Source organism: Agromyces sp. Root81 (assembly GCF_001429165.1).
Taxonomy (GTDB): domain Bacteria; phylum Actinomycetota; class Actinomycetes; order Actinomycetales; family Microbacteriaceae; genus Agromyces.
This window is the reverse complement of record NZ_LMIR01000004.1, coordinates 483,857-500,678: the sequence shown is the minus strand read 5'-3', so window position 1 is coordinate 500,678 and position 16,822 is coordinate 483,857. Positions and strand designations below refer to the sequence as shown.

The 16,822-nt window shown below is 71.9% G+C and carries 15 protein-coding genes and 1 riboswitch; of the genes, 5 read left to right on the top strand and 10 right to left on the bottom strand.

The window, feature by feature from the left end:
* Positions 1-36: 36 nt before the first annotated feature.
* Positions 37-576, top strand: coding sequence for a DUF2510 domain-containing protein (locus tag ASE14_RS19125; RefSeq protein ID WP_056658839.1), 540 nt, complete (start codon positions 37-39; stop codon positions 574-576).
* On the opposite strand, the gene ASE14_RS19120 is transcribed toward ASE14_RS19125, so the two are convergent.
* A complete protein-coding gene (locus tag ASE14_RS19120) occupies positions 539-2,446 on the bottom strand; it encodes an anthranilate synthase family protein (RefSeq protein ID WP_056658836.1) in 1,908 nt (635 codons plus the stop codon). The genes ASE14_RS19125 and ASE14_RS19120 overlap by 38 nt on opposite strands.
* Positions 2,447-2,616: 170 nt before the next feature.
* Here ASE14_RS19120 and ASE14_RS19115 point away from each other — a divergent pair, with 170 nt between their 5' ends.
* Complete coding sequence (locus ASE14_RS19115; protein WP_235511489.1) at positions 2,617-3,429, top strand: putative protein N(5)-glutamine methyltransferase; 813 nt, start codon at positions 2,617-2,619, stop codon at positions 3,427-3,429.
* Positions 3,430-3,441: 12 nt separating this feature from the next.
* Here ASE14_RS19115 and ASE14_RS19110 read toward each other — a convergent pair whose 3' ends face one another.
* On the bottom strand, positions 3,442-4,092 hold the full coding sequence (locus ASE14_RS19110) for a phosphoribosyltransferase (RefSeq protein ID WP_056659368.1): 651 nt from the start codon (positions 4,090-4,092) through the stop codon (positions 3,442-3,444).
* Between the two features lie 129 nt (positions 4,093-4,221).
* Positions 4,222-5,346, bottom strand: coding sequence for an N-formylglutamate amidohydrolase (locus tag ASE14_RS19105; protein ID WP_056659364.1), 1,125 nt, complete (start codon positions 5,344-5,346; stop codon positions 4,222-4,224).
* 163 nt (positions 5,347-5,509) lie between these two features.
* Between ASE14_RS19105 and ASE14_RS19100 the strand changes: the two genes are divergently transcribed.
* Entirely contained in the window at positions 5,510-7,219 is a 1,710-nt protein-coding gene (locus ASE14_RS19100) for a VWA domain-containing protein (RefSeq protein ID WP_056658830.1), read from the top strand.
* Positions 7,220-7,317: 98 nt separating this feature from the next.
* Here ASE14_RS19100 and ASE14_RS19095 read toward each other — a convergent pair whose 3' ends face one another.
* The 7 genes from ASE14_RS19095 to ASE14_RS19070 all read right to left on the bottom strand — a co-directional run bounded on the left by ASE14_RS19095 (position 7,318) and on the right by ASE14_RS19070 (position 14,798).
* On the bottom strand, positions 7,318-8,775 hold the full coding sequence (locus ASE14_RS19095) for a DHA2 family efflux MFS transporter permease subunit (protein ID WP_056659361.1): 1,458 nt from the start codon (positions 8,773-8,775) through the stop codon (positions 7,318-7,320).
* A gap of 242 nt (positions 8,776-9,017) precedes the next feature.
* A complete protein-coding gene (locus ASE14_RS21365; protein ID WP_255356112.1) occupies positions 9,018-9,152 on the bottom strand; it encodes a hypothetical protein in 135 nt (44 codons plus the stop codon).
* Positions 9,149-10,294: a cysteine desulfurase family protein gene (locus tag ASE14_RS19090; RefSeq protein ID WP_056658827.1), complete on the bottom strand. Its 1,146-nt coding sequence runs from the start codon at positions 10,292-10,294 to the stop codon at positions 9,149-9,151. The genes ASE14_RS21365 and ASE14_RS19090 overlap by 4 nt, the downstream gene beginning before the upstream one ends.
* A complete protein-coding gene (gene nadC, locus ASE14_RS19085) occupies positions 10,291-11,145 on the bottom strand; it encodes a carboxylating nicotinate-nucleotide diphosphorylase (protein ID WP_056658824.1) in 855 nt (284 codons plus the stop codon). Before nadC ends, ASE14_RS19090 begins: the two co-directional genes overlap by 4 nt.
* Positions 11,145-12,695 carry an L-aspartate oxidase gene (gene nadB, locus ASE14_RS19080; protein ID WP_056658821.1) on the bottom strand — a complete coding sequence of 517 codons (1,551 nt, stop codon included), beginning with the start codon at positions 12,693-12,695 and terminating at the stop codon, positions 11,145-11,147. Before nadB ends, nadC begins: the two co-directional genes overlap by 1 nt.
* A 1-nt stretch (position 12,696) precedes the next feature.
* Positions 12,697-14,070: a quinolinate synthase NadA gene (gene nadA / locus ASE14_RS19075; protein ID WP_056658817.1), complete on the bottom strand. Its 1,374-nt coding sequence runs from the start codon at positions 14,068-14,070 to the stop codon at positions 12,697-12,699.
* The gene (locus ASE14_RS19070) at positions 14,067-14,798 is read right to left on the bottom strand and encodes an NUDIX domain-containing protein (RefSeq protein ID WP_056658814.1); all 732 of its coding nucleotides are present in this window, start codon (positions 14,796-14,798) and stop codon (positions 14,067-14,069) included. The genes nadA and ASE14_RS19070 overlap by 4 nt, the downstream gene beginning before the upstream one ends.
* A gap of 166 nt (positions 14,799-14,964) precedes the next feature.
* A riboswitch (glycine riboswitch) is annotated at positions 14,965-15,070 on the top strand.
* 164 nt (positions 15,071-15,234) lie between these two features.
* On the opposite strand from ASE14_RS19070, the gene gcvT reads away from it, so the two are divergent.
* The gene (gcvT, locus tag ASE14_RS19065; RefSeq protein ID WP_056658812.1) at positions 15,235-16,404 is read left to right on the top strand and encodes a glycine cleavage system aminomethyltransferase GcvT; all 1,170 of its coding nucleotides are present in this window, start codon (positions 15,235-15,237) and stop codon (positions 16,402-16,404) included.
* 44 nt (positions 16,405-16,448) lie between these two features.
* Positions 16,449-16,820, top strand: a complete 372-nt coding sequence (gcvH, locus tag ASE14_RS19060) for a glycine cleavage system protein GcvH (protein ID WP_056658808.1) — start codon at positions 16,449-16,451, stop codon at positions 16,818-16,820.
* The last annotated feature ends 2 nt before the right edge of the window (positions 16,821-16,822 follow it).

The window sequence follows — 16,822 nt, the reverse complement described above, 5'->3', positions numbered from 1 at the left end:
CCCGATAGGCTCGCGTCAGCTCACGAGAGGGGACGCATGACCGGCGAAGTTCAGGCATCTGCGGTGCCGGGGTGGTACGAGGACCCGGAGGCCGCCGACCTCCTCCGCTGGTGGGACGGCGCGAGCTGGTCCGACACGGAGTTCCGGCCGAAGCCGGTCGAGCGATGGGGCGAGCGGTTCGTCGCCGATCGGGTACAGGCCGCCACGTTCTCAGCGCCGGCCGGGAAGGGAAGCGGCAATGCGTTCGCGGACCGGGCCCGGAGGGCTTTCTTCTGGGCGCTCGGCGTCGGCATCGTCTTCTGGGTCGCACCGGTCGCCCTGACCGCCATGCCGAATCCGCAACTCCAGTCGATCGGCATCCTGATGGTGTGGATCGGCATGGTGCCGGCGCTCGTGCTGTCGATCCTCGCGATCGTGTTCGGGGGCATCGGGCTGAGCCGGGCCCGAGTACTCGGTGGTCGGCGTCCAGCACTCACCGGACTGGTCGGCGGCATCTGCGTGCTCGTCGGGCCGCCCGTGCTCAGCATGCTCGTCATCGTCACCGTGGTGTCCGCGAACGCACTCCGTACGTTGTGAGGTCCTCCTCGGGAACGAGCAGCCCGTCGAGCAGCCGCGACAGCGTCGTGAGCCCGTCGGGTGAGAGCACCGACTCGAGGTGCCCCTGCACCGACGCCACACACGGCCCGCGGAGCGCGTGCACCACGCCCGTCGCGGCATCCGACGCCACCTCGAGGCCGAGTCGCGGCGTGATCGAGCGATCGGCGGCCGTCGCGCTGAAGGTGTTGTAGAAGCCGATCGACGCCGGCTCCCCGAAGAGGTCGACGTCGAGCTGCACGCCCTGCCGCGGCGTAGGCAGCGGCGTGATCGGCAGCCCGGCGACCGTCGCGAGCACCTGGTGGCTGAGGCACACGGCGAGCAGCGGCGCACCGCTCTGGAGCCGCTCGACCATCAGCTCGCGCAGCCGGGCGATGCGAGGGTCGGTCTCATTCCGCGGGTCGCCCGGCCCGGGGCCGAAGACCACGAGGTCGTCGGATGCCTCGGGCACCGCCTCGTTCCACGGCACGACCCGCGCGGCGACGCCGAGGTGCCGCAGCTGGTGGGCGAGCATCGTGGTGAAGTCGTCGCCCGCGTCGATGACGAGCGCGGTCGCGCCGCGCGAGGGGTGTGCGGCCTGCGGGGTGCTCCAGAAGCTCGCGAGGTGGTCGTTGCGCGAGTCGAGGAGCGTGGCGATGCGGTCGGCCCCGCGTGCGTCACCGCCGGCGACAGGCGGGGGATTCGTGCCCCGTGCCCCGGTCACGCTCGCGCGGGGGATCGCCCCGAGCGCGGTGAGCACCCCTGCGGCCTTCGCGTGCGTCTCCGCGACCTCGCCGAGCGGGTCGGAGTGCCGCACGAGCGTCGCCCCCACCGGCACTCGCACCCGGCCGTCGCCGTCGACGTAGGCCGTGCGGATGAGGATCGGCGCATCGAGGTCGTAGCCGCCTGCGGTGGGCGTGAACCGCGCGAGCACGCCCGCGTAGTAGCCGCGAGCCGTCGACTCGTGGCGCGCGATCACCGTGCAGGCGTTGCCCATCGGCGAGCCCGTCACGGTCGGTGCGAACATGGTGCGCCGCAGCACCTCGCGGGGGTCGAGGTCGCTGCGCCCCTCGAGGAGGTACTCGGTGTGCGTGAGCCGCGACATCCGCTTCAGGAACGGCCCGCGGATGCGTCCGCCGTCGGGGCAGACCGCGCTCATCATCTTGAGCTCCTCGTCGACGACCATCACGAGCTCCTCGCGTTCCTTGACGTCGCCGAGGAAGGCGATCAGCTCGTCGTCGGCGGGCGGTCCCGCGAGGTGCCGGAACGTCCCGCTGATCGGATTCATCGACACGACCCCGCCGATCGACGAGACGTGCCGCTCGGGCGTGGCACCGACCGCGGAGAGGCCGGGCGTGTGCACCGCGAACGTCCAGTAGGCGCCGGCCTCGTGCTCGAGCAGCGCGCGCAGCCAGCCGAGCACGGCGTGCGCAGCGGATGCCTCGATGCGCCCCGTGAACTCCCGGCGGATCACGAAGTTCGCCCCCTCGCCGCGCCCGATCTCCTCCTCGATCACCCGGCGCACGCGAGCGGCGTAGTCGGCGTCGCTGACGTCGACGTCGAGGTCGTCGACGGCGAGCGGATGCTCCGGCAGGAGGCCGATCGCCTCGTCGAGTCCGATCGTCTCCCGCTCGCGCACGACGAGGCAGCGCAGCGGCGCCCCGTCGTCGTGGGCGACGAAGCCGCGCTCGCGCACCTGCCGGAACGGCACGAGGGCGAGCACCTCGGCCCCGTCGAGCGGGATGTCGGCGAGGCGGTCGACGTCGACGACGTCGCCGACGAGCACGTCGAGCGTCGGCTCGTGCTCCCGGCGCACGACGGCGAAGGGCGCGGGATCGGCGGTGTCGAGCAGTGCGGCGAGCAGTCGCGTCATGGGGTTCTCCGGTCGGGCCCTCGGTCGGGCCCTCCGCAAACGCGAAACGACCGCCCTCGGGCGGTCGTCAGTACGTCGAAACGCGTGGCCGCCTAAGAGGCGGGCCACCAGTTCTGGATCGACGAAGTCATGTCGAGGACTCTAGCATCACCGCCGCTACGCTTCGAATGATGCTGATTGAGACAGAGATCGTGACTCGCCTCCGGGCGGCCGGGTGCGTGTTCGCCGAAGACGAGGCGGCGCTGCTGCTCGAGACGGGGGCGGAAGCGGGCGAACTCGAGGCACTCATCGAGCGCCGGATCGAAGGCGAGCCGCTCGAGCAGGTGCTCGGCTGGGCCGAGTTCGCGGGCCGCCGCATCCGGGTGCTGCCGGGCGTCTTCGTGCCGCGCCGCCGCACCGAGTTCCTCGCGGCCGAGGCGGCGCGCCTCGCCGCGCGTGCCGCCGACACCGCACCGGGTGATGCCCTGCGCACTCCGGTCGTCGTCGACCTCTGCTGCGGCGCCGGCGCCATCGGCGCGGCGATCGCGGATGCCGCCGGGCCGCTGCGCCTCGTCGCGGCCGACCTCGACCCCGTCGCCGTGCAGGCGGCGCGCCTGAACCTCGAACCGCTCGGCGGCCTCGTCTACGAGGGCGACCTCTACGACGCGCTGCCCGCAGAGCTCCGCGGGCGCATCGACGTGCTCGCCGTGAACGCGCCATACGTGCCGAGCGACGCGATCGCCATGATGCCGCCCGAGGCGCGCGACCACGAGGCGCGCATGGCGCTCGACGGCGGGGGAGACGGGCTCGACGTGCACCGGCGGGTCGCGGCATCCGCTCGCTCGTGGCTCGCCCCCGGCGGTGCGCTGCTGATCGAGACGAGCGAGCGTCAAGCGCCCGTCGCCGTGGCGTTCTTCGAGGCGGGCGGGCTCGACGCGCGCATCGTGCACGACGACGAGGCCGACGCCACGATCGTCGTCGGCGTGCGCGGCACTGCGAGCTGAAGTGGGGCTCGGTCAGCCGCCGGCTCGCGCAGCCGCGAGCAGTTCGGCGACCTGCAGGTCGGTGGTCTGCGCGAAATCGAGGTAGTGCATGCCGACCGCCATGAAGCCGCGCGGCGCGGACAGGCAGACGATCTCGTCGATCGCGGGGTCGGCCGCGAGCGAGCCGAGGGCATCGGGGGCGCCGACGGGCATCGCGAGCACGACCCGGTCGGCCCCGCGCGCCTTCGCGACGTGCGCGGCCACGCGCGCTGTCGCGCCGGTCGCGACCCCATCGTCGACGATGAGCGCTGTGCGTCCCTCGAGCGGCACCGGCGGTGCACCGCCGCGGAAGCGGGCGACCCTCGCTTCGAGTTCTGCGCGCTCGATTCGCTCGATCTCGCGCAGCTCGCCCGGGGAGACGTAGGCGGCATCGACGATGTCGTCGTTCAGCACGCGCGCGCCCTGCTCGCCGATGGCGCCCATCGCCACCTCGGGCTGACCTGGCACCCCGAGCTTGCGCACCACGAGCACATCGAGTGGTGCCCCGAGCGCCCTCGCAACCGGGGCGGCGACGGGGACGCCGCCGCGCGGCAGGCCGAGCACCACCGGTCGCTCGAGGTCGACGCTCTCGAGTGCCGCGGCGAGCCGACGACCGGCGTCCGCCCGATTGGTGAAGTGCTCCATGTCGTGCGCCCATCGAACCGCCGCCGGCCCGCGGATCGCGACCCGAACGGTTCGGATCCATGCTCGCACCACCCGCGCCCGGGTGCCAAGGAATCGAGGTCGCTTGGCGACGGATGCCGCGTCCCCGCGTCAGGCTTCCGGCGCAACGAGGCGCGTGCGCACGCCGTCGAACATCGCCTTGCACGCGTGGGCCAGGGCGTCGACACGATCGGCGTCGGGCTCGATCCAGCCGGTGCCGGGCCGACTGAGCACGCGTGTGTTCGCCTCGCCGAGCAGGAACTCGCGCCGGAACTCCGCCTGCACGGCCGAGAGCACGACGCCCGCGGCATCCGCTCGCCCGCCGAGCTCGCGGAAGCGCCGCCCGGCGGCGATGATCTCGTAGCTGCCGAGGTAGGGCCGGTTGGGGGCGACCGCGTCGGGCGAATCCACCTCGAAGGCGCGGCGTGCCGAGTCGGCGAGTCGGCGCAACAGCCGAGGCTCCATCGTGACGGGGGAGTCGCCGATCGGGTCGCCGCGGTGGTCGCCGCGATTCGAGAGGGCGACGACGTCGGGCAGTCGGTCCTCGAGAGCGCGCTCGACCGCGATCGCCCCGTCGCGCGTGGTGGTGCGGTTCATCGTGTCGTGGAATGCGAGCATCGTGAAGGCCGTCGGCGACCCGGGTGCGGCGAGAGCGAACGCCTGCTGCTGGAAGCGCTCGAGGAGCGCGTCCCTCGTGCGCTCGTAGACGCCGAGACCCTGCTCGGCGACGGCCGAGAACCGCTCGACGAGCTCGTGCAGCTCGGCGGCGGACTGCGGCACGCGCAGCAACGGGAAGAACGAGAAGGTGACCGGGCGGATCGCGTCGACGCCGGTGAGGTCGACCCGGTTCCACGCCCCGGCGGCGCGCACGCGATCGAACGCCTCGGCGAGCGTCGCCGCGAGATCGGCGGGCTTCTCGCGGTTGGGGTCGCGCACCATGCGCGGATGCGGGTTCTCGACGACGACGATGCGCGGGTCGATCTCCGCCCAGCGCCGCACGACCGGGCTCGTCGAGCAATCGGTGTAGTCGAACTGCAGGCGCCGGGTGAACTCGGGCGCGAGGAACGATGCGAGTTCCTCGGGGATCGCGGCACCCGCGTGCGGTGCGGTGACGAGGACGTCGGCCCGGGCGATCGCCTCGTCGAGGCTCAGTTCGCTCTTGCCTGCGTAGTGGGTGATCTCCTGCGGCGTGAAGACGGTTCCGGCGGGGATCAGCTGCGGCGATGCGGCATCCATGCCTCCGACCATAGCCCGGCGGAGACCGGGCCGACCCCTCGTCGAATTCGAGTGAAGTTCGCGTCTCGGGAGTCGTCGCTTACACTGAACCAAATCCTTCCCCATCTGGGGGAACCCGAACTGAGGATTCGACGGGGCCCACTCCCGTCGGCTTGGAGTTTCCGTGGGACGTCACAGTGTCGCGGCATCGGCGAAGAAGCCGGGCCGCAAACTCATCCTGTCCATCATCGGTGCAGTCGTCGTCGTCGGAGTCGTTTCCTCCGGCGTCTTCCTTTGGGTCGGCGGCTACCTGAACCCCATCTTCGCGTCAGCCGACTCGGGCTGCGCGCAGACCGAAGAGCTCGCCATCGTCGCCGACACGTCGATCGCGCCCGCGCTCACGAAGATCGCCGAGAAGTTCGACGAGAACTCCGAGCTGTGCGTCTCGACCGAGATCACGGCCCAGGACTCGGCCGACACCGCAGCGGTCGTCGCCTCGGGCGGGGCGGAGGCTGACGCCTGGGTGCCCGAATCGAGCGTCTGGCTCGACCGCATGAACGCGACCGCCGCCTCGCTCGGCCAATCGGCGCCCGAGGTCGAGGTGCGCGAGTCGATCGCGTCATCGCCGGTCGTGTTCGCCGGTGCCGCGACGAAGGCCACCGAGCTCGCGACCGAACCCGTGAGCTGGGCACGTGTGCTCGGCGGCACGCTGCCGACGATCCTGCCCGACCCCGAGGCATCCGCTGCGAGCCTCGCCGGTCTGCTCGCCCTGCGCGGGCACTCGTCGCCCGACGACCCGCGCCAGTTCGCGGGCGCCATGATCGAGCTCGGCAAGTCCATCCCCGCCTCGACGAGCGCCGCGTTCGGCGCCGTCAGTGCCGCCGACCAGCCCGCCGTCGTCGTCACGAGCGAGGCGCAGGTCGCCGCGTACAACTCCGACGGGCCCGCAGAGACCCTCGTCGCCGCGTATCCCGTCGACGGCACGGTCTCGCTCGACTACCCGTTCGTCCGCATGACGGCGTCGGATGCCGCGGCCGGTACCGGCTCGGCCGACACCGCCGACGCGGGTGCTGCGACGCGTGCGGAGTTGCTCGACGCATTCGAGACCGCGGTTCGGAAGAGCACGAAGAAACTGGCCGCCGCGGGATTCCGTGCCCCAGACGGCACGGGCGAGCTCGACATCCCGGGCCTCGGCACGGAAGCGCCGTCGGCGACGGCGGCGCTCGACGGGGCCGCGCAGCTCGAGATCCTGCGTGCCTGGTCCGTGCTGACGCTGCGCTCGCGCATGCTCGCCGTGATCGACGTGTCGGGCTCGATGGAGGAGCCGGCCGAGAACGGGCTGCGCCGCATCGACATCTTCCAGCAGGCCGCGGTCGGCGCGATGCAGAAGTTCTCGGGCGAGGTCGAACTCGGCGTGTGGGTCTTCTCGACCGCCCGCAACGGCGAACTCGACTACGAGGACCTGTCGCCGATCGCGCCGCTCGCCGACGCCGCACACACGCAGGAGATCGCCGGCATCATCCAGTCGCTGCCTGCCCGTCTCGGCGGGGCGACCGGCCTCTACGACACCACGCTCGCGGCCGTGCAGCGCGTGCGGGAGACGTACGACCCCGAGAAGGTCAACTCGGTGCTGCTGTTCACCGACGGCAAGAACGAGGACGAGAACGGCATCGACCTGGATACCCTGCTCGCCGAGCTCGCGAAGATCGACGACCCCTCGAAGCCCGTGCCCGTCATCATGATCGGCTTCGGTCCCGACACCGACCTCGCCGCGATGCAGCGCATCGCCCAGGCGACCAAGGGTGCCGCGTACTCGGCCTCGAAGCCCGAGGATCTCGGGACGGTGCTCGTCGACGCGCTCTCGCAGCGCAGCTGCCGCCCGAACTGCGGCTGACGTCGGTACGCCGCGGCGACGACGGAGGTACGACGAAGGGGCCCGGCGAATGCCGGGCCCCTTCGTTCGACCGCGATGCACCGGTCGGTGCGTCCGCGTCAGTGCGCCATCGGCGCGCCGTCCATCATGTCGGCGGGCTTGCGCACGAAGAACGCGCCCACGATCGCGAACAGCGAGAGGATCGCCCCGACCATGAACGCGGAGCGGATGCCGGATGCCGCCGCCGCCTCGGCCGTTGCACCTGCCGTCGTCGCGGTCAGCGACTGCGTCGCCATGATCGTCACGAAGAGCGCGGTGCCCGCCGCCCCGGCGACCTGCTGCACGGTGCCGACGATCGCCGAACCGTGCGAGTAGAACTTCGGGTCGACGGAGCCCAGTGCCGAGGTGAACAGCGGCGTGAACATGAACGCGAGGCCGGCCGAGAGCACGATGTGGGCGACGAGGAGCAGCCACGGCGACGTCGTGTCGGTCACCATCGTGAGCGACCAGAGCACGCCGCTCACGACGAACGCGCCGGGTACGAGGAGCGGGGTCGGCCCGAGCCGGTCGAAGAGACGGCCGACGGTCGGTCCGAGCAGGCCCATCGTGAGGCCGCCCGGCAGCAGCAGCAGGCCGGTCATGATCGGTTCGAGGTGCAGCACGTTCTGCAGGTAGATCGGCAGCAGGATGATCGTGCCGAAGAGGGCCGCCATCATGATCGTCATGAGGCCGATCGAGATCGAGAAGTTGCGCGAGAGGAAGGTGCGCAGGTCGAGCAGCGCACGGTCCTTCTTCTGCAGGATGAGCTGGCGCCAGATGAACGCGGCGATCGAGATCGCCCCCACGCCGAAGGCGACCCACATGGGCGCGGCGCCGAGGCTGCTGCCGGCGGTCTCGGCCCCGATGAGGCTGAGCCCGTAGACGAGGCCGCCGAAGCCGAAGGCCGACAGTACGACCGAGAACACGTCGAGGGGGATCTTGCGGGGCTCGCTGACGTTCTCGACCCGGCGGATGCCGATGACGAGCATCGCGAGCGCGATCGGCAGCACGAGCCAGAACATGAACCGCCATGAGAGCGAGTTCAGGATCAGGCCCGAGATGGTCGGGCCGATCGCGGGGGCCACCGACATCACGATCGCGACGCGGCCCATGAGTCGCCCGCGGTCGCTGGGTGCGACCAGGGTCATGAGCGTCGTCATGAGCAGCGGCATCATGATGGCCGTGCCACTGGCCTGCACGACGCGCGCGACGAGGAGCACCTCGAAGCCCGGCGCCAGGGCTGCGATGAGCGTGCCCGTCGAGAAGAGGCTCATCGCGGCGATGAAGATCGGTCGGGTGGCGAAGCGCTGCAGCAGGAAGCCGGTGATCGGGATGACGACGGCCATCGTCAGCATGAACGCGGTGGTCAGCCACTGCGCCGCGGAGATCGAGATGTCGAGGTCGACGACGAGGTGCGGGATCGCCACGCCCATGATCGTCTCGTTGAGGATGACGACGAAGGAGGCGGCGAGGAGGAGCCAGATCACCCGGTTGTTGCGGGCGCCGTGCAGCGCCTCGACATCGGAGTGCTCGTGCATGGTGGAGTCGCCGGCAGGGGCGACGACGGGGTCACGGAGTTCGGGAACGGCGCGTTCGGTCAAGGAAGATGCGTCCAATCGATGTGAGCGCAGAACTGCGCCCGGGGAATTGCGTCGAATACGTTGGTCAACCCGCGTCGGGTGACTCGCTATTCCCCGATTCCGACATCGATCGGAACGCATGAAACCGAGCGCACAGGAGGCGCTTCGGTCGGTTGGGAAATTCGGTCAAGCGGGGCGGTTTACGGAGCCGGAGCCGGGCCGTCGGTCGGGGTCGGCCGCGGGAGCCAGCCCTCGAGCAGGAGCTCCTCGGGAGCGAGCTCGTTCTCGATGCGCTTCTCGTTGGCCTTGTCAGCAGCAGATGTCGAATCGCTCATGCGGCCACGATACCGCGTACCGCCGACACGGCACGAGCGACGGATGCCGCGGCATCCGCCAGCTCTTCCGCCGTCGTCTCCGCGCCGAGCGTGAACCGCACCGCGGTCTGCGCGAGTTCGGCGGGCAGGCCGATCGCAGTGAGCACGTGCGAGGGTTCGTCGCTGCCCGCCGCGCAGGCCGAACCGCTCGAGCAGACGACACCGTCGCGCTCGAGCTCGAGCAGCACCGCCTCGCCGCTCGTGCCGGGGAAGACGAACGACACCGTGCCCGGCAGCCGGTGCTCGGGGTCGCCGGTCGGGCGCGCGCCTGGCACCGTGCCGGCGACCGCAGCGGTGAACCCGGAGCCCAGCGCCGCGACGCGCGCCGCGGCATCCGCTCGATCGGCTTCGGCCAGTCGCAGGGCGGTGGCGAACGCGACCGCGCCCGCGACGTTCTCGGTGCCCGACCTGCGTCCGCGCTCCTGTCCGCCGCCGTGCAGCACCGGTTCGAGGGGGAGCCGGCCTCGTACGATCAGCGCGCCGGTGCCCTTCGGGGCGCCGACCTTGTGGCCGGCGAGCGAGAGGGCGTCGACGCCGAGGTCGTCGAGCGAGAGCGGCAGCCAGCCGGCCGCCTGCACGGCGTCGGTGTGCATGAGCGCTCCGGCAGCGCGTGCCACCGCGGCGAGCTCGGCGATCGGCTGCACGGTGCCGATCTCGTTGTTCGCGAGCTGCACCGACACGAGGGCGGTGTCGGGGCGGATGACGCGAGCGAGCGCCTCGGGCGTGACCACGCCGCCCGCGTCGACGGCGACCTCGCCGACCTCGAAGCCGTGCACCCTGGCGAGGTGGTCCGCGGATTCGAGCACCGCCTCGTGCTCGATCGGCGAGACGACGACATGGCGCCCGCGGGGGTGCGCGATGGCGAGGCCCTTCACCGCGAGGTTGTCGGCCTCGGTGCCGCCGCTCGTGAAGACGACGTCGCCGGGGCGGCAGCCGATGACCGCGGCAACGGTCGCGCGGGCGGCGGCGAGTGCGCGGGCGGCCTCGTCGCCGAGCGCGTGGCGGCTCGAGGGGTTGCCGAAGGAGCCCGAGAGGTACGGCCACATCGCCTCGAGCGCCTCGCGTCGCACGGGCGTGGTGGCCGCGTGATCGAGGAAGATCACGTCTCGACCGCCACGTCGAGGCCGAGGTCGAGCGAGCGCACCGAGTGGGTGAGCGCGCCGACCGAGATCACGTCGACGCCGGTCGCGGCGATCTCTCGCACCGACTCGAGCGTGACGCCGCCCGATGCCTCCACGATCGCCCGCCCCGCGATGAGCTCGACGCCCGCTCGGAGCCCGTCGGCCGTGAAGTTGTCGAGCATGACCGTGTCTGCGCCGCCCGCGAGCACCGCCTCGACCTGGTCGAGCCGGTCGACCTCGACTTCGAGGTGCGCCGTGTGCGGCATCCGCTCGCGTGCCGCCCGGAGCGCGGTCGCGAGGTCGTGGCCGCCCGCCGTGAGCACGGCGAGGTGATTGTCCTTCGCCATGACCGCGTCGGAGAGTGAGCGGCGGTGGTTGCGCCCGCCGCCGTCGCGCACCGCCTGGCGTTCGAGGCTGCGCAGGCCCGGCGTGGTCTTGCGGGTGTCGACGATGCGCGCACGGGTGCCCGCCGTCTCCGCGACGAATCGGGAGGTGAGCGTCGCGATGCCCGACATGCGCTGCACGAGGTTCAGGCCCACACGCTCGGCGCGCAGGATGCCGCGTGCGGGTCCGCTGACCCGGGCGAGCACCGCACCGGACTCGAACGGCGCTCCGTCGGCCGCTCGGGCCTCGACGACGATCGCCGGGTCGACGAGCCGGAAGGCCGCCGCGAACACCTCGATGCCGCTGAGCACGCCCGGCTCGCGGGCCATGAGCACGGCGGTCGCGGTCGCCCCGGCGGGGATCAGCACCTCGGAGGTCAGGTCGCCCCACGGGGCGTCCTCGTCGAGCGCGGCGCCGACGATGCGGTCGATCTCTCGTGCGTCGGTCATCAGGCGGCCTCTCGTTCGAGCGGGGTCGGGGTGGGGTGTTCCCAGGTGGTGGCGTCGGTCGCGGTTGCGGCGTCGTGGTCGTCGGTGCGGAAGTGCGCCCCGCAGCTCGTACGCCGCGCCTGCGCCGCCGCCACGGTGAGCCGTGCCAGGTCGAGCAGGTTGCGGTCCTCCGCGCTGCGGCGGTCGACGGGTTCGGGCGCGTGCCACGCTTCGAGCCGAGCGGATGCCTCGGCGAGCCCGGCCCCGTCGCGTTCGAGGCCGACACGTCGCCACATCAGCGCCCGGAGCTCGTCGCGCTCGACGGGTGTGGTGCCCTGCGCTTCGGAACCTCCGCGCGGCATGCCGGCCATGGGGGAGGCGGCCGCGGAGTGCCGGTCCGAACGTTCCGAAGCGGTGATCGCCCGCACCGCTCGCTCGGCGAACACCGCCGCCTCGAGCAGCGAGTTGGACGCCAACCGGTTCGCCCCGTGCACGCCGGTGCGGGCGACCTCGCCCACCGCGGAGAGGCCGGGCAGGCTCGTGCGCCCGTCGAGGTCGGTGGCGACGCCGCCCATGGCGTAGTGCGCTGCCGGCGTCACCGGAATCGGTTCGCGAGCCCAGTCGAGGCCGGCCGCGCGAACGACGGCGTCGAGCCCCGGGAAGCGGCGGGCGAGCTCCGTGCCGCCGATCGCCGTTGCGTCGAGCAGCACGGGTGAGCCGCCCTGCTCGAGCGATCGCCGCCAGACTGCGCGCGCCACGACGTCGCGCGGGGCGAGTTCACCTCGCCCGTCGACGTCGAGCATGAAGCGGCGACCGCTCGCGTCGCGCAGCACCGCGCCCTCGCCGCGCACTGCCTCGGAGATGAGCGGCGTGCCCGGTGCGGCCAGCGCCGTCGGGTGGAACTGGGTGAACTCGAGGTCGGCCACGCGCGCACCGGCGCGCCATGCGGCGGCCACGCCGTCGCCCGTCGCCACGGCGGGGTTCGTCGTATGCAGGAAGAGGCACCCGCTGCCGCCGGTCGCGAGCACGACCGCGTCGGCGCGGCGTTCGACGACGCGTCCGGATGCCCCGAGCAGCAGTGCCCCGACGACCCGGCCGCTCTCGACCAGGAGGTCGACGAGCATCGTCTGCTCGGCGATCTCGACCTTGCGACGCCGCACGGTGGCGACGAGGGCGTGCTCGATCGCGGCACCGGTGGCGTCGCCGCCGGCGTGCAGGATGCGCGCACGCGAGTGCGCGGCCTCGAGGCCGCGCTCGAGTCCCGACTCGCCCCGGTCGAACGCGACCCCGAAGCGGATCAGGTCGCGCACCCGGTCGGGGCCCTCGTCGACGAGCACTCGCACAGCGGCCAGATCGGCGAGTCCGGCGCCCGCCTCGATCGTGTCGGCGAAGTGGCGCTCGGCCGAGTCGTCGGGGAAGAGGGCAGCGGCGATGCCGCCCTGCGCGTAGCGCGTGTTGCCCTCGGCGAGCTCGGTCTTCGTGACGAGCTCGACGGCGTGTCCGGCATCCGTCGCCTTCACGGCGGCCCAGAGCCCGGCGATGCCGCCGCCGATCACGAGCACGCGCGCCATGTCAGGCCCCCGCGTTCGAGGGCTGCGGCACCGAGGGCTGGGTCGCCGCCGCCGGCGGCTTCGCCGCCAGCATCCGCTCGAGCGCGACTCGTGCGGGCTCCGCCACCTCGTCGGCGACGGTGATGCGATTGACGACGCGACCGGCGACGAGCTCCTCGAGCACCCAGGCGAGGTAACCGGGGTGGATGCGGTACATCGTCGAGCACGGGCACACGACGGGGTCGAGGCAGAAGATCGTGTGCTGCGGGTACTCGGCCGCGAGGCGCTGCACGAGGTTGATCTCGGTGCCGATCGCGAAGGTCGAGCCGGCCGGTGCCGCCTGGATCGCCTTCACGATGAAGTCGGTCGAGCCCGCGGCATCCGCTGCGTCGACGACGGGCATCGGGCACTCGGGGTGCACGATGACCTGCACGCCGGGGTGGTCGATGCGCGCCTGCGCGATCTGGTCGACGGTGAATCGGCGGTGCACCGAGCAGAAGCCGTGCCAGAGAATGACGCGGGCGTCGTCCAGCTCGCCCGCGGTGTTGCCGCCGAGGGGCCTCCGCGGGTTCCACATCGGCATCTGCTCGAGCGGAACGCCCATGGCCTTCGCGGTGTTGCGGCCGAGGTGCTGGTCGGGGAAGAAGAGCACCCGCTGCCCGCGCTCGAACGCCCACTCGAGCACGGTCTTCGCGTTCGACGAGGTGCAGACGATGCCGCCGTGCCGACCGACGAAGCCCTTGAGCGCGGCCGACGAGTTCATGTAGGTCACCGGGATGACGGGCACCCGGCCCTCGGCATCCGTCGCCGCCAGGTCGCCGTAGACCTCGGCGAGCTGTTCCCAGCACTCCTCGACCGAGCTCTCGTCGGCCATGTCGGCCATCGAGCAGCCGGCGGCGAGGTTCGGCAGGATCACGGCCTGCTCGGGCGTCGAGAGCAGGTCGGCGGTCTCGGCCATGAAGTGCACGCCGCAGAAGACGATGGCCTCGGCGTCGGGCCGGGTGAGTGCGGCGTTCGCGAGCTGGAACGAGTCGCCCACGAAGTCGGCGTGCTCGATGACCTCGTCGCGCTGGTAGAAGTGGCCGAGCACGACGGCGCGGTCGCCGAGGGTCGCCTTCGCGGTGCGGATCCGCCGGTGCAGTTCCTCGGCTGGGGCGGTGCGGTAGGACTCGGGCAGCGCGCCCTGGCGGGGCGAGCCCGTGGGGATCACGTCGCCCATCGACGAGCCTGGGCCGTACCCGGCCGGCCCGGCGTCGAACTCCCACGGCCCCTTCGCGAGCTCGGGCGAGCACGACTCGCCGCTGCCGGCGCCCGTCGTGATCAGTCGGATGGTGCGGTCGACGGATGCCGCGGCGCGCGTGTCGTCGGTCTGCAGGTCGTCGATGGAGATGGTCATGATGCCGGTCGCTCCCTCATGGGTTCGGTGTGCGCAGTCGGTTCGGGGACCACCGCCGCGAGGGCGGAGGAGTCGTAGCGGTAGAGCTTCGGGGGCCGATGCCGTGCGCCGGCGAGGCGCTCGCCGGTCTCGTGCAGGCGGCCGGAGGCGAGCATGGTGCGGCGGAAGTTGGCCGGGTCGAGCGGGCGCTGCAGCACGGCTTCGACGACCTCGCGGAGCTCGGCGAGCGTGAACGCGTCGCCGAGGAAGGCGTGCGCGATCCAGGCGTACTCGACCTTGGTGCGCAGCCGCCAGAGCGCGTACTCGACGATGCGGTTGTGGTCGAACGCGAGCCCGGGCAGCGTGTCGGCCGGCACCCAGCGCACGTTCGGCCCTGCGACCGCGCGAGCGGCCTCGTCGCTCTGCACGAGCGCCCAGTAGACGACCGAGACCACGCGGACGCCGGGGGAGCGGTCGACCTCGCCGAAGGTGTAGAGCTGCTCGAGGTACTTGGGGGCGAGGCCCGTCGTGAGTCGCAGGGTGCGGGCCGCGGCGGCCTCGAGTTCCTCGTTCGGGGGCAGCCAGCCGCCGGGCAGGGCCCACAGGCCGAGCTGCGGTTCACGGGTGCGACGCACGAGCGGCGTCCAGAGCACGGGTCTGCCCGAGTGATCGGGGCGCAGCGCGAAGATCACGGTCGAGACGGCGAGGCGGGTCGGGGCGTCGCCGTGGGGTTGGGTCTGCTGCGGCATCCGATGCCTCGCTCTTCTGGTCAGAATGACTCGAACTCGTGCGAACGACAGCTTACAGTCATTTTGACCTGAACACGATCCGGCACCGCGCCGATCACGGCCGACGGCCAGCTGACGCCCCCGCTCGCCGCTGCTAGGATCGGAGCACAATCTCATACCGGGCCATCGACGCGTCGCGGGAGAGCCGGTCAGCACCAGTGAAAGCGCTGGACCGGCACCGAAGGAGCAAGCCTCCCCGCCAATCTCTCAGGTCACTACACCGCGATGACGAGGCCGCTCTGAAAAGTGGATTCCGCATGCCCGCGGCCTCCCGCCCACGGTGAAAGCGCGATCCCGCGTGAAACTCTCAGGCTCATGACAGAGGGGGAGTTCCCACACGGTGTCGCTTCCGCGACCGTGACAACGCCGGCGACGTCGGCACGTCTGGAGAACTCTCGTGACCAACGAACCCGGTACCACCACCCCCGAGCGGCTCAGCCCCCTCGACGCCGTGCACCGCGCAGCGGGCGCGAGCTTCACCGACTTCGCCGGCTGGCAGATGCCGGTGCGCTACTCGAGCGACCTCGCCGAGCACCACGCCGTGCGCAACTCGGCCGGCCTCTTCGACCTCTCGCACATGGGCGAGATCGTGCTCATCGGCGCGGAGGCCGCTGCAGCACTCGACCACGCGCTCGCCGGCAAGCTCTCGGCCATCGAGATCGGCCAGGCCAAGTACTCGCTGCTGCTCGCCGACGACGGCGGCATCATCGACGACCTCGTCGTCTACCGCACGGGAGACGACCGCTACATGGTCGTCGCGAACGCGTCGAACGCGTCCGTCGTCGCCGATGAGCTGCGTACGCGCGCGGCCGGCTTCGACACGATCGTCTCCGACGAGAGCGACGATGTCGCCCTCATCGCGCTGCAGGGCCCCGACGCCCGCGCGGTGCTGCTCGAGACGCCGGGCTTCGGCGTCGAGGGCCCCGGCAACGACGGCGAGGACTTCGACGCGAAGCTCGAGGCCCTCAAGTACTACCGCGCGTTCCCGGCCACGTTCGAGGGCGAGCCCGTGCTCGTCGCGCGCACCGGGTACACCGGCGAAGACGGATTCGAGCTCTACCTCGCGCCCGAGCGGGCGGCGCGCCTGTGGGAGGCGCTCGCCGAGACCGGCGGCCCGCGCGTGACGCCCTGCGGCCTCGCGAGCCGCGACACGCTCCGCCTCGAGGCGGGCATGCCGCTCTACGGGCACGAGCTGAGCCGCGACATCCTGCCGGTGCAGGCCGGCCTCGGCCGCGTCGTGGCACTCGCCAAGCCCGACGCCTTCGTCGGACGCGCCGCCATCGAGCAGGGCCCCGCAGCGGATGCCCCGGTGCTCGTCGGCCTCGCCGCCGAGGGTCGTCGCGCGGCACGCGCCGACTACGAGATCTACGACGGCGACGACGCCGAGGCGACCCGCGTCGGCATCGTCACGAGCGGCGCACTCTCGCCGACGCTCGGCCACCCGATCGCCATGGCCTTCGTCGCGCCCGACGCCGCAGAGCCCGGCCGCGAGCTCTTCGTCGACGTCCGGGGCACGCGCGTCGCGGCATCCGTCGTCGCCCTGCCCTTCTACAAGCGCAACGCCTGATCCAGCACGATCGCATCCACCGCACGACTCACGAGGAGCACGACATGACCGACACGACCGCACTGCACTACACCGAAGAACACGAGTGGATCGCCCTCGACGGCGACATCGCGACGATCGGCATCACCGACTACGCCGCCGACAAGCTCGGCGACGTCGTCTTCGTCGAGCTGCCCGCAGCGGGCACGACCGTGACCGAGGGCACCGTCGTCGGCGAGATCGAGTCGACGAAGTCGGTCGGCGAGCTGTTCGCCCCCGTCAGCGGCGAGGTCGTCGAGGCCAACCAGGCCGTCGTCGACTCGCCCGAGCTGGTCAACAGCGACCCGTTCGGCGAGGGCTGGCTCATCAAGGTGAACGCCTCGAGCCTGCCGAAGTTCCTCTCGCACGCCGAGTACCGCGCACTGGTCGGAGAGTAAAC